The organism is Meiothermus cerbereus, from assembly GCF_051297115.1.
GTDB lineage: Bacteria > Deinococcota > Deinococci > Deinococcales > Thermaceae > Meiothermus > Meiothermus cerbereus_A.
Window position 1 is genome coordinate 34,244 of sequence record NZ_JBEVAL010000016.1, and the last position, 12,859, is coordinate 47,102.

A 12,859-nucleotide genomic window follows, 5' to 3' on the forward strand; every position below is an offset into this window, starting at 1 on the left:
CGGGCGCTCACTTTCCCATGTAGACCTGGCTCATGGTAAAAGCCACCGATAAGGCCCTTTCGTAGCGCATACGCACCGGCCCCAAAAGCGTAAGCTCGCCCACCTGGTCGTTAACTTTGATGCCGGCCTGCACCAGCGAAAGCCCTTCCTCCTCACCCACCCGAACGTTCATGCCGCCTGGGGGGGTAAAGGTGGGGTCGCTGGGGGCCTCGAATACCGCAATGGCCTGGCGTAAGAACAGGGGGTTCTGGGCTTCCGGCTCGCTCAGCAAGAGGCCCATTCCCTCGCGGTACTCCTCCTGGCTACCCTGGGCGAAGGCCCTTCCGATGGATTCGAATAGCTCCATCATGGCCGGGGTGCTGGCCCTGATTGGCTCGGCGGCTTTGTGCAGGCGCTGCTCTGCTTCGCTGAGCTGGGCTTCGGTAGGCGTGAAGGACAGCTCGATGCGGGCCTCGCGCACCCGCCCGCCTTCCAGAACCGCAACCGCCAGTACCTTACCGGGTGTCAGGTTGGAAAGGTGCACCTGCAACAGTTTGGGTGCACGCTGGGGCCGCAGCCGCAGCATGGCCGGGTAGCCGGCGAGCTTGGAAGCCACCTGCACCAGCAGTGCTTCCCGCCTCGAGCCAGCGCCATCCAGCACCTGGGCCAGCTTGTCCAGCGTGACCTGGGGCAGGGGGCTGGGTGGCAGTTTGGAGAGCGCATAGTGGCGGAAGCCGGCGCGGGTAGGGACGCGCCCTGCTGAGGTGTGGGGTTTGCCGATTAGACCTTGCTGCTCGAGCTCAATCAGTTCGTACCGCACCGTGGCTGGCGACAGCGACAACTGCTGGGCCAGTACCCCCGAGGCTACGGGGGCCTGGGTCTGGATATAGCTATCCACCAGAAGGTGCAGTATGCGCCGTTGCCGTTCGGTCATGTTCAACTTCTAGTTTAGAACCAAACCGGCCTTTGGGGGTATGTCGGGTTGCATTTGTGGGGGTGAGGGCCACGGGGATTTCGAGTCGGCTCTGTGTGCGTATACATATTGCACAAAATAATCAAACAATCAACAAATATATCGAACTAATCTGCAATATGTAATCAAAAATATGAACATTTGTTACAAAACATATTGACAATTTGCACAACATGCCGTTAGCCTTTTGCTCAGGAGGTGAAGGGTTGATGAAAAACCTTCGAATGCCGTTGTTTTTGCTGGCCCTGCTAGGAAGCCTGGCCTTTGCCGAGGACCTCGAGCTCAGCGCTGCCGATACCGCCTGGATGCTGGTGGCTACCGGCCTGGTGCTGCTGATGACCCCCGCGCTGGCTTTCTTTTATGGGGGGCTGGTGCGCTCCAAGAACGCGCTCAACACCATGATGATGAGCTTCGCGGCGCTGGGCTTCGTGGCGGTAGCCTGGGCTTTGCTGGGCTATACCCTGGCGCTCTCGGGTGAGGGCAACTTTATCGGCGACCTGCGCTACTTGTTCCTGAACAACGTCGGCCTGGAGAACAAAGGGGCCATCGCTGCCATCAGCATCCCCCACATGCTCTGGATGATCTTCCAGGGTACTTTTGCCATCATCACGGCTGCCCTTATTTCGGGCGCGGTGGTAGAACGGATGCGCTTCCCGGCCTTTTTGCTGTTCATCACCCTCTGGAGCCTCTTCGTTTATGCCCCCCTTGCCAAGTGGGTCTGGGGCGGCGGCTTCCTGGCCGACCTGGGGGCGTGGGACTTTGCCGGCGGTACGGTGGTGCACATCAACTCGGGGATTGCCGCCTTAGTAGCAGCCCTGGTACTGGGGGCCCGTAAAGACTTTGGGCGGCAGGCCATCCTGCCCCACAACGTGCCCTTTGTGCTTCTGGGGGCGGCCTTGCTGTGGTTCGGCTGGTTTGGCTTCAATGCGGGCAGCGCCTGGGCAGCCAGCGCAACCGCTGGCCTGGCCCTGACCAATACCATTCTGGCTCCGGCAGCTACCATTGTGGCCTGGTCGCTGATCGACCTTAAGCGCACAGGCCGCGTGACCGCTGTGGGTCTGGCTACCGCCATTGTGGTAGGCCTGGTGGTGATAACCCCTGCGGCTGCCTTTGTCTCACCCCTCTTTGCCCTGGCGATGGGTGCGATAGGGGCTTTCCCGAGCTACTACGTGCTGTTGTGGCGGGCCAGGAGCGGCCTGGACGACTCGCTCGATGTGTTTGCAGCTCACGGCGTGGGTGGCATTACCGGTGCCATCCTGACCGGGGTTTTTGCGCAGAAATCGGTCAACGGTCTGTTTGATGGCCTGATTGCTGGCAATCCTGCTCAGGTGCTGATTCAGGCTTTTGCTGTGCTGATTGCGGTGGTTTTCAGCGCCGCCATGACCTTTGTGTTGCTGAAGTTGGTGGGGGCCATTATTCCGCTCAAGGCCGCAGCCAAGGAAGAAGGGGTGGGTATGGATATCACCCAGCACGGCGAAGAGGCTTACACCAGTGGCGAGGGCGCAATTTTGCTTAAAAGCGAAACCCCTGTGCCAGCGGCCAGGCCCAAGCCTGTGGGTGGTACCGACTAAGGAGGGTATGGTGAAATTGATTGTTGCTATCGTCCGCAGCGAGAAGCTCAACGATGTTCTGGAAGCCCTCTTTAAAGCCGAGGTGCGGGGCCTGTCGATTAGCCGGGTACAAGGCCACGGTGGCGAGACTGAGCGGGTCGAGACCTACCGGGGTACTACCGTCAAGATGGAGCTTTCGGAGAAGGTGCGGCTGGAAATCGGCGTCTCGGATCACTTTGTGGAGCCAGCTGTGCGGGCCATTATGGAGGGGGCGCGTACTGGCGAAGTGGGTGACGGCAAAATTTTCGTGCTGCCAGTAGAAAAGGTCTACCGCATTCGCACTGGCGAGCAAGACACTGCTGCCGTCACGCCGGTTTCATAAAGCCCTTTGCTGTACCAGTTGTGCCAGGGTAGATTGGCAAAACCCCGCGGAATGAGTCTATGCGTACCTGGCGCAATTCCTAAAGCGATCTTTCGGAACAGCATCTTGCATTTCAAATCTGGAGAAACCACTTTGCCAGGTGGACACCACCTGGCTTTTTTTGTCGAACCGGCTCAGTTTAACCAGCGGTTTCGCTGATAGGGGCAGCGGGCCATTTCGGGGCATTTTCGCCTGCCCTGGCGCAAGGCGGCGGCTTCGGAGGGGTTGAGCACATCTTTGCAGACAGGGCACCTTTCGGGCCTGTGCAGCAGCCGCATACTGCGCGGGCCGAACCGGGCGCTAAAGCCTGCTGGCAGCACCCCCCGCAACACCCGGAAGAGAAAATAGAACACCAGGCCCAGAAGCAGCGCAGCTACAATCAAATCCATCGAGGTATAGTATGACCCCTGGGAGCGATTCCCTCGAGTATCCGGTACGACAGTTGCTGTATTGCGCCGCAGGCCAGGCAGCGTACATGTGGGTGTGGCAGTGAGAAACCCAAAGGCAGGGCACAGGGGCCTTGCGGCAGCCCACCGGGTGGTTTGCTGGGGAGTGGACACCTGCTGCCAAGGCAAGCCGAACAATTGCAGTTTTCACCCTTGTCTTCTTGTGAAGAAAAGAGCATATTGAGCAGGTTTTTGCTGATATGTTTGCCCGCCTTGCTCAACTGGTTACCCGCTACCCGCTCCAGGTCATTCTGGTATGGGTTGTGCTGGTGCTGCTGGCGGTACCTGCGGCCCGCCTGGCCCCGCAAGGTCTGGTGGCCAATGCCAGCGATGTGAAAAACAGCGAAGCCCAGAAGGTGATAAAGCTTCTGGCCGAGGACTTTGCCCTACCTTCGGTCGACCGCACGGTGCTGGTAAGCGAATCCAGCCTGCCCGAAAGCGATCCCCGTTTTCGCCAGGCGTACAACCAATTAATTGCCAGGATAGCGGGGCTCGAGGGTGTAATCCGCTTGAGCCGCTACGACGCACCCAGCCCTTTGCAGCAAAAAAGCGCCGACGGCAAAGTGACCGCAACCCTGCTGGATACCCGTCTGGAAGACGGAGAGGCCGTGATTGAGGCCCTGCGGCGCGAGGCCCGTGCAGCCCAGACCTCCGAAATTCGCTTTTATGTGACGGGGGCTACCGCCGTTACCAAAGACTTTTTGCATTTGCTGGAAGCCGATGTCAAGCGCAGCGAACTAATGGCCCTTCCCCTGACCGGGCTGGTCTTGCTGCTGGCTTTTGGGGCCCTGGTGGCCAGCGGGCTACCCCTGATGGTGGGGGTGGTGGCCATCACCACGGGTTTGGCCTGCTTGTATTTTCTGACGCAGTTCGGCGAGGTAAGCAGTTTCGCTCTTTCGGTGATTACCATGCTGGCCCTGGGGGCGGGAATTGACTACGCCCTTTTGATGGTCAACCGCTTTCGTGAGGAGCTGGCTTCTGGCCGTTCGGCGCAGGCTGCAGCGGCCATCACCGCCCGCACCGCCGGGCGGACGGTGGCCTCGAGCGGGCTGGTGGTGGCCATTGCCATGGGGGCCCTGCTGGTGCCCGATCTGACCTTTATTCGTTCGATGGGGGTGGGTGGGGTGATGTCCATTGCCCTGACGGTGCTGGCCTCGATTACCCTGCTCCCGGCCATCCTTTCACTGTTGGGCGAACGGGTTAACTCACCGCGCCGCTGGTCCTTCAGGGCCACCAGCAGCGGGCAGGCCAGCCCCTTCTGGGGCCGCTGGGCCGGGAGGGTGATGCGGCACCCCTGGATGTGGTCGTTTGGGGTGGCCGGGCTGCTTTTGGCTCTGGCCTGGCCGATGACCCAGATGAAGCTGGGCTATACAGGTGCTTTTGGGTTGGGGCCTAATGTGGAGTCGCGCAAGGGCCTCGAGCTCATCCGGCAGCTCGAGCTGGGCGGGGCCCTGGATGCTTTCGAGGTGCTGCTCGACCTGGGCCAGGAGGGTTTCACCCCGGAAAACCGGGCCCGCTGGCGCGACCTCGAGGCCCGTATCTCAGCCTGGCCCGAGGTGCGGCTGGTGATCTCACCCTTCCTGGCTGGGCGGCAAGAGGCCCAGGGCGGATTTGCCGAGCTGGTGGGCCTATCCAGCCAGTACATCAGCCAGAACCGCCGCTACCTGCGCCTGACTGTTATCCCCCGGGACGCTGTTCGTGCGCCCAGCATCCCCGACTGGTACGCAAGGCTCAAACAGGAAGCCAGAAGCGCCGGCTTCGAGCAAGTGCTGCTGGGGGGTGCGCCGGTGGGTTCGATGGAGTTTACCCAGGCCCTGGTGGGGGCCATGCCTGCGGCCATCGGGACGGTTTTTGTGGCGACCTTTGTCCTGCTGGCGGCTGCTTTCCGCAGCCTGGTGATTCCCCTCAAGTCCATCCTGATGAACACCCTCACGGTGGGGGCGGCCTACGGCCTGATCACCCTTGTCTTCCAGGAGGGCTGGGGGGCCGGTCTGGTGGGGGCCCCGACCGATGTGGGGGGCATAGATAGCTCGCTGCCCATTGTGCTTTTTGCAGTGATCTTCGGCCTCTCGATGGACTACGAAATCTTTCTGCTTTCCCGCGTGCAGGAGGCCCACCTGGCCGGAATGGAGACCCCTCAGGCTGTGCGCTATGCCCTGGAGCGCACCGCGGGGGTGATTACCAGCGCGGCCCTGATCATGGTTATTGTGTTCTCGGCTTTTGTTTTTGGGCAGGTGGTGGCCAACAAGACCATTGGCCTGGGCCTGGCTTTTGCGGTCTTGCTCGATGCCACCCTGGTACGTCTGGTGCTGGTGCCGGCGGTGCTGGTGCTGGCAGGGCGGTGGAACTGGTGGTTGCCCGAACCCCTGCAGCGGGTAATGCCAAAAGTGAGCCTCGAGCCCTGAAGAGAGCCCCGGCATCCGCTTGAGGGCTGCTTGCTTCAGGCCTGGGCTACGGTTTTGAAGGCCTCCAGGGCTTTGGGCAGTGCGGCCAGGGGCAGCACCCCCAGCTTGACCAGAGCCCCCCCGCCTCTGGCCCCCAGGGGTTTTAGGGCTTGCTCCCAGATGGCTTGCAGGTCCTCGTTGCGGGTGGGGTGTTTGAGCAGTACGTAGCGGGCTTTGTCCTCGGCCTGGGCAACCAGCAGGGCCAGTACCCCCGGCCACTCGGCCAGGCGCTTGCCCACCATGTCCAGCACCGTGTGGGGCACCTGGGCGGCCATGGTCAGGTTGGGGAACTCGGCCAGCAGCTCGCGCATGATGCGCTCGGCCAGCTCGTCTTTGAGGGCGGCGTTTTCGGCCCGTACCCTGTACCACTCCTCGCGCAGGTTGCCGATGGGCTTTTCCAGTTCCAGGGGGCTCGAGCTAAACTTCTCGCCCAGGCGGGCAAGCAGGCGGTGTTCCTGGTCGAAAAGCTCGAGGGCCTCCCAGCCCGCCACAAAGTAGATGCGGGTGCCGCCTTTGTAACGCTCGAAGCGGGTTATTTTGATGGGGCCGGCTTCGCCTGTGCGGGCCACGTGCAGGCCGCCGCAGGCTACCCTGTCCCAGTGTTCTATCTCCACCACCCGGATGGTTCCGGCCACTTTGGGAGCGCGGCGCAGGCCATGGGCTGGGGCCTCTGCCTCGTCTATGAAGTAGGCGCGCACCGCAGTATTGGCATACACCGCCCAGTTGGCTAAGGCCTCGGCCTGGCGAACCACGGCCTCGTCGGGCTCGCCATCAAAGTCCATGGTGCAGACCGGGCTGCTCATATTGACCGCCACCACGTTCCAGCCCGCGGCCCGCAAAAAAGCCTGGCCCAGCATGTGTTCGGCAGTGTGGCGCTGCATGTGCCGGTAACGCCGTGCCCAGTCGAGCTTGCCCACCACGCTCTGCCCTTCGGAAAGGGGGCTTTCCAGGCGGTGAATAACGTTGCCGCTGGCCTTGGCGCCCTCGAGCACCTCCAGCACCGCCACCCCCCCCAGGCTGCCGGTATCGCAGGCCTGGCCGCCCGAGGTGGGGTAAAAGAGGGTGTGATCGAGCACCGCGTAGTGCTGCCCGCCCTCGCTCCAGGCCCGCACCACCCGGGCCTCGAACTCACTGGCGTAAGGTTGTTCCCAGTAGCCTCGCACGCTGACAGCTTACCCAAAAAGCAGACCTTTGCCCGGCGGGAGCCCGGCTCTAGGGCATCAGGCCCCGCCCAGGTTGGGCTTGATTTTGGGCACAACCCGCGGGGGCTCTTTTTCTTCTTTGTCTTTGGGGGGTTCGCCGAAAGCCTCGAGGCTTTCCAGCTCCTGGCCTTCCACCACCCGCACAAACTCTTCGGCATTAAGGGTTTCGCGTTCGAGCAGCACCCGCGCCACCCGCTCGAGCACCTCTCTTTTCTCGGTGAGCAGGTGCAGTACCCGGTCGTGCTGCTCTTGCAGCAGTTTTTGCACGGCCTCGTCAATGCGCCGGGCGGTGTCTTCGGAGTACTGCCGGGTGTCGTAGCCGCCCAGGTAGGTGTCCTCGCGCACCTGGTAGGCCACCATGCCAAAGTCGGGGTGCATACCCCACTCGGTAATCATGCGCCGGGCCAGGTCGGTGGCCTGACGGAAGTCGTTCTCGGCACCGGTGGTTACGTCGTCGAAAATCAGCTCCTCGGCCACCCGGCCCGCCAGGGCCACGGCAATCTGGTCGGTCAGGCGCTTTTTGCTCCAGTGCAGGGTGTCCTGGCGGCTGGGCATCATGAAGCCCATGGCCCGACCCCGCGGCACAATGGTAACCTTGTGCACGTTGTCGGCATGCTCGAGGAAGTGCGCGGCCAGGGCGTGTCCAGCCTCGTGGTAGGCGGTTACCTCGCGGTCTTTTTGGGTAATCACCATGCTCTTTTTGGCCGGCCCCATCAGCACCCGGTCGGCGGCTTCTTCCAGGTCTTTCATGGTGATTTTCTTGCGGCCATCGCGGGCGGCCAGCAGGGCGGCTTCGTTGAGCAGGTTCTCCAGATCGGCCCCCACAAACCCAGGGGTGCGCTTGGCCAGCAGGGCCAGATCCACGTCTTCGGCCAAAGGCTTGCCCTTGGCGTGAATCTTGAGGATTTGCTCGCGGCCCCGCACATCGGGGGCGTCTATGGCCACCTGACGGTCGAAGCGGCCTGGCCGCAAGAGGGCGGGGTCGAGCACGTCAGGGCGGTTGGTGGCGGCCATAATGATGATGCTGGTATCTTTCTCGAAACCGTCGAGCTCAACCAGGAGCTGGTTGAGGGTCTGCTCACGCTCGTCGTTGCCGCCCCCCATTCCGCCCCCACGGCGGCGGCCCACGGCGTCAATCTCGTCAATGAAGATGATGCAGGGGGCGTGGCGTTTGGCGGTCTCGAACAGGTCACGTACCCGGGCCGCCCCCACCCCCACGAACATCTCTACAAAGTCCGAGCCCGAAGCGGCGATAAAGGGCACTTTGGCCTCACCCGCCACCGCCCGCGCAATGTGGGTTTTACCCGAGCCGGGTGGCCCTACCAGCAGCACCCCTTTGGGGATGCGGGCCCCCATCTCGTGAAAGCGGGCCGGGGCTTTGAGAAACTCCACGATTTCTTTGAGTTCCTCTTTGGCCTCCTCGCACCCGGCCACGTCCTTAAAGCTGGTTTTGGGTGCTTCGGTCAGCACCTTGGCCCGGCTCTTGGTGAAGCTAAAGGCGTTGTCGCCCGAAGGGCCACGGTTGCGGGAAAAGAAGATGAAAATTCCTATTAACAAACCGATGAGCAAAAGCGGAATAAGGAAGCCAAGCAAGGGATTTTCCCGTTTGGGTGCAGCAATCTCTACCTGGATTTTCTTTTCGCCCCATTCGCGAATGGTGCTGGTGTCTACCAGGCCCGGCGCAAAGGTGATGTACTGGTCGCCGTCTTCCCGGCGGGTTACGTTGAGCTGCCGCCCATCTACCGCAATTTTAGCTACCCGACCCTGGTCAATTTCGTTAAGAAAAGTGGTATAGGCCACCTGATTGGTGGGTTGCTGATTGGCGGTCAGGCTAAAGGCCCAGGCAATCACAATAGCAGCAAGTAAGATAAACCATAAGTTGAGCGGCAGGCGGTTCATTGTTTTTTTAGCGTACACTGAATCGCGGGTACAAAGGTAGTTAAAAGAACCGTGTTGACCAAGGTTCGGGTTTTCCCTCGAGGACAGCCCTGGGTTGCTTTTGTGGTCGAGTTATGGCAACCCTGGCCTGGGGGGATGGGTTCCACGGGCTGGCAAACTTGATAATGGTACACTCAACTCTATTGACTATAGCTCTAATAGGAGCTATCATATTCAGCAAGTGAGCCGTGCTTAGTGCGGCCATTGGAGGATATATGGCAAAAGCCGTAGGAATTGACTTAGGAACGACCAACAGCGTAATCGCCATCATGGAAGGCGGTAGTCCGGTGGTGCTGGAAAACGCCGAAGGCGAGCGCACCACCCCAAGTGTGGTGGCCTACAAGGGGAACGACCAGCTGGTGGGCCGGGTGGCCCGTCGCCAGGCCGTGCTTAACCCCGAGGGCACCGTGTTCGAGATCAAGCGCTTCATCGGGCGCCGGTGGGAGGAGGTGCAGGATGAAGCCAGGCGCGTGCCCTATAAGGTGGTTAAGGGCCCCGATGGCGGGGTTCGGGTAGACATTGCAGGTAAGCTGTACACCCCCGAAGAAATTTCGGCCATGATTCTGCGCAAGCTGGTAGACGACGCCTCTAAGAAGCTGGGTGAGAAGATTACCAAGGCGGTCATTACCGTACCGGCCTACTTCAACAACGCCCAGCGCGAGGCCACCGCCAACGCGGGCAAGATTGCCGGCCTCGAGGTCTTGCGCATCGTCAACGAGCCCACTGCCGCCGCACTGGCCTATGGCCTGGACAAGAAAGGCCACGAAACCGTGCTGGTCTTCGACCTGGGGGGTGGCACCTTCGACGTGACGGTGCTCGAGATCGGCGAGGGCGTCTTCGAGGTCAAGTCGACCGCGGGGGATACCCACCTGGGCGGCTCCGACTTTGACCATACAATCGTGAACTGGCTGGCTGAAGAGTTTAAGAAGGAGTCGGGCGGGGTGGACCTTAAGGCCGACCGGCAGGCCCTGCAACGTTTGATCGAAGCTGCCGAGAAGGCCAAAATTGAGCTCTCGGCGGTGACCGAGACCACCATCAGCCTGCCCTTCATCGGCCTCGACCCGGTCTCCAAGACCCCTTTGCACCTGGAGCGTAAGCTCACCCGGGCCAAGTTCGAGGAGCTGATTCAGCCCCTGCTGAAGAAAATTCGCGGTCCGGTGGAGCAAGCCTTGCGGGATGCGGGCCTCAGCGCCAGCCAGATTGACGAGGTGCTGCTGGTGGGTGGTTCTACCCGTGTGCCGGCGGTGCAGCAGATTGTGAAAGAGATGCTGGGCAAGGAGCCCAACCGCAGCGTTAACCCCGACGAGGTGGTGGCCCTGGGCGCTGCGGTGCAGGCTGGTGTGCTGACCGGGCACGTGGAAGACGTGGTGCTGCTGGACGTGACCCCGCTCTCGCTGGGTGTGGAAACCAAAGGTGGGGTCTGCACGGTGCTGATTCCACGCAACACCACTGTGCCGACCCGCAAGTCGGAAATCTTCACCACAGCCGAGCACAACCAGCCCTCGGTGGAGATCCACGTGCTCCAGGGCGAGCGTCCCATGGCCGCCGATAACAAGAGCCTGGGCCGCTTCCGCCTGGACGGCATCCCGCCCATGCCTGCTGGCATGCCCCAAATTGAAGTCACCTTCGATATTGACGCCAACGGCATCTTGCACGTAACTGCCAAAGAGAAGTCCAGCGGCAAGGAAGCTTCCATCACCATCCAGAACACCACCACCCTCTCCGAACAGGAGATCGAGCGGATGGTCAAGGAAGCCGAGGCCAACGCCGAAGCTGACCGCAAGCGCAAAGAGCACGCCGACCTCAAGAACAACCTCGATACCGCGCGCATCCAGGCCGAGCGGGTGATGAGCGAGAAGGAGAGCACCCCCGAGGCCAAGAGCCGCCTCGAGGCTGCCGTGAGCAAGGCCAAGTCCCTGGTGGATACCGACGGCTCCGACGCCGATCTGCGCCAGGCTACCGAGGAGTTGCTGGCGGCGTTGCAGGCCTACGAGCAGGGTGCGGCAGCGGGCACAGGCAGCCAGGCCCAGGGCAGCGCCCCCAAGTCCGACGACGTGATTGACGCCGACTACAAACCGGCTGACTAAGCCGCATAAGGTGGGGTGGGGGGAAGGCTGGCTCGAGCCGTACCCTGCGCCCCACCTTCGGCCCTTTACAGAGGTGCGATGTATGGAGAACAAAGAGACTGTGGTCGAATCCCCAGAGGTACAAAACGATATACCCGAATTGGAGCGCCTCAAGGGCGAGGTGGAGTTTTTGAAAGCGGAGCTCGAGGCCTCCAAGAACAAATTCCTGCGCCTGTACGCCGACTTCGAAAACTACAAGAAGCGCATGCTGCACGAGCTTGAAGCCGCCCAACGCAGCGGCAAGTTCGATGCCGTACGGGCACTTTTGGGAACCCTGGACGACCTCGAGCGGGCTTTGGGTTTTGCTGGCGTGAAGCCCGAGGATCTGATTCCGGGTGTCAGGAGCGTGCTGGAAAACTTTGCCCGCAACCTCAAAAGCCTCGGTGTCGAGCCGGTGCCGGGGGTGGGAGCCGAGTTTGACCCGCGCTACCACGAGGCCATCGGGGCTGTAGAGGGCGAAGAAGGCAAGGTGGTGCACGTCTACCAGCAGGGCTTCAAGTATGGCGACCTGCTGGTGCGGCCTGCCCGGGTGGTTGTTGGAAGCGGTGCTAAGCCCGAGGGGGTTGAAGACCAGAAACCGGATGCTGAAAGCAGTTAGGCCCTGGTTTTCGGCCCTCGAGCCCGAGCTTTACTCGCACAGGTGAGCCTATGGCCTACAAAGACTACTACAAAATCCTGGGGGTCTCTAAAAACGCTTCCGAAGACGAAATAAAGAAGGCGTTTAAGAAGCTGGCCCGCAAGTATCACCCGGATGTGAGCAAAGAGCCGGGGGCCGAAGAGAAGTTCAAAGAGATTAACGAAGCCTACACGGTTCTGTCCGACCCGGAAAAGCGCCGCTACTACGATGCCTATGGCACAGCTGCCGGTAGTGCAGGCTGGCAGGGCCCCCCACCGGGGCAGGGCGGCTTTGGTGGTTTTAGCGGAAATGTAGGGGATTTCTCCGACTTCTTCCAGCAGCTTTTTGGCAACCTGGGGGGTGGCCGGGGCGGCTTTACCGGCTTTGGCGACCTGTTTGAGCAGGCTCCGGGCCGGGGCCCGCGGGTGGCAGGCGACCTCGAGGCCGAACTACCCCTGGGCCTCGAGGAGGCCTACCGGGGCGGCGAAAAAACCATTTCCATTGGTTCTGAGCGCCTGACCGTACGCATTCCAGCGGGGGTGCGGGACGGCCAGAAGATTCGCCTGGCCGGAAAAGGGCGTGCTGGGGGCGATCTGTACCTGCACGTCAAGCTGCAATCCAGGCCCGATATGCGCCTGGAGGGCGACGACATCTACACCGTTGTGGAGGTACCGGCGCCCATTGCGGTGGTAGGGGGCAAGGTGCGGGTGCAGACCCTCGACGGCCCGGTAGAAATCACCATTCCCAGGCGAACCCAAACCGGGCGCAAGCTGCGCCTGACCGGCAAAGGTTGGCCGCGCAAAGACAAAAGCCGGGGTGACCAGTATGCCGAGGTTCGCGTGACCATTCCGACCCACCCCAGCCCCGAAGAAGAGCGCCTGTATGCCCAGCTGGCCGAGCTGAGCAAAGCCCACTAATATGAACCCCACCTGAAGCTTTCTGTTTAGGGCAGGTCAAAGCCGACCGGATGCAAGGGCAGCTACTGGCGCAGCTTCAGGTGGGGGCCCCAACAAAAAGAACAAATCAAAGACATTTAATACCTCCTGGGGTCTGGCGCTAGCGATATATCGCACTCTTCACAGGCTCAATGATTATGAAGATTGCCTAAGTACACGACAAAAGTTGAAAAACATGGACAGGGACACGGAGGGACCGATTTCTAAG

At 61.3% G+C, this 12,859-nt stretch carries 10 protein-coding genes; 6 read left to right on the plus strand and 4 right to left on the minus strand.

The features are described from left to right. Nucleotides 1–7: 7 nt before the first annotated feature. Nucleotides 8–913 (minus strand): DeoR family transcriptional regulator, encoded by a 906-nt coding sequence (locus ABWU19_RS05235; protein WP_435900710.1) that lies wholly within the window; start codon nucleotides 911–913, stop codon nucleotides 8–10. 248 nt (nucleotides 914–1,161) lie between these two features. Between ABWU19_RS05235 and ABWU19_RS05240 the strand changes: the two genes are divergently transcribed. Then, nucleotides 1,162–2,523, plus strand: coding sequence for an ammonium transporter (locus tag ABWU19_RS05240; RefSeq protein ID WP_435900711.1), 1,362 nt, complete (start codon nucleotides 1,162–1,164; stop codon nucleotides 2,521–2,523). A 10-nt stretch (nucleotides 2,524–2,533) separates the two neighbouring features. Continuing rightward, nucleotides 2,534–2,884: a P-II family nitrogen regulator gene (locus tag ABWU19_RS05245; RefSeq protein ID WP_435900719.1), complete on the plus strand. Its 351-nt coding sequence runs from the start codon at nucleotides 2,534–2,536 to the stop codon at nucleotides 2,882–2,884. 173 nt (nucleotides 2,885–3,057) lie between these two features. On the opposite strand, the gene ABWU19_RS05250 is transcribed toward ABWU19_RS05245, so the two are convergent. Beyond that, nucleotides 3,058–3,312 carry a hypothetical protein gene (locus ABWU19_RS05250; RefSeq protein WP_435900712.1) on the minus strand — a complete coding sequence of 85 codons (255 nt, stop codon included), beginning with the start codon at nucleotides 3,310–3,312 and terminating at the stop codon, nucleotides 3,058–3,060. A 257-nt stretch (nucleotides 3,313–3,569) separates the two neighbouring features. Between ABWU19_RS05250 and ABWU19_RS05255 the strand changes: the two genes are divergently transcribed. Beyond that, a complete protein-coding gene (locus ABWU19_RS05255) occupies nucleotides 3,570–5,774 on the plus strand; it encodes an MMPL family transporter (protein ID WP_435900713.1) in 2,205 nt (734 codons plus the stop codon). Between the two features lie 35 nt (nucleotides 5,775–5,809). On the opposite strand, the gene ABWU19_RS05260 is transcribed toward ABWU19_RS05255, so the two are convergent. Further along, entirely contained in the window at nucleotides 5,810–6,976 is a 1,167-nt protein-coding gene (locus ABWU19_RS05260) for an alanyl-tRNA editing protein (protein WP_435900714.1), read from the minus strand. A 57-nt stretch (nucleotides 6,977–7,033) separates the two neighbouring features. After that, nucleotides 7,034–8,914 carry an ATP-dependent zinc metalloprotease FtsH gene (gene ftsH / locus ABWU19_RS05265; RefSeq protein ID WP_435900715.1) on the minus strand — a complete coding sequence of 627 codons (1,881 nt, stop codon included), beginning with the start codon at nucleotides 8,912–8,914 and terminating at the stop codon, nucleotides 7,034–7,036. A gap of 254 nt (nucleotides 8,915–9,168) precedes the next feature. Between ftsH and dnaK the strand changes: the two genes are divergently transcribed. The 3 genes from dnaK (at nucleotide 9,169) to ABWU19_RS05280 (ending at nucleotide 12,612) form a co-directional block, all read left to right on the plus strand. Beyond that, a complete protein-coding gene (gene dnaK, locus ABWU19_RS05270) occupies nucleotides 9,169–11,040 on the plus strand; it encodes a molecular chaperone DnaK (protein ID WP_435900716.1) in 1,872 nt (623 codons plus the stop codon). 82 nt (nucleotides 11,041–11,122) lie between these two features. Next, nucleotides 11,123–11,677: a nucleotide exchange factor GrpE gene (locus ABWU19_RS05275; protein WP_435900717.1), complete on the plus strand. Its 555-nt coding sequence runs from the start codon at nucleotides 11,123–11,125 to the stop codon at nucleotides 11,675–11,677. A 50-nt stretch (nucleotides 11,678–11,727) separates the two neighbouring features. Further along, nucleotides 11,728–12,612, plus strand: coding sequence for a DnaJ C-terminal domain-containing protein (locus ABWU19_RS05280; RefSeq protein ID WP_435900718.1), 885 nt, complete (start codon nucleotides 11,728–11,730; stop codon nucleotides 12,610–12,612). The last annotated feature ends 247 nt before the right edge of the window (nucleotides 12,613–12,859 follow it).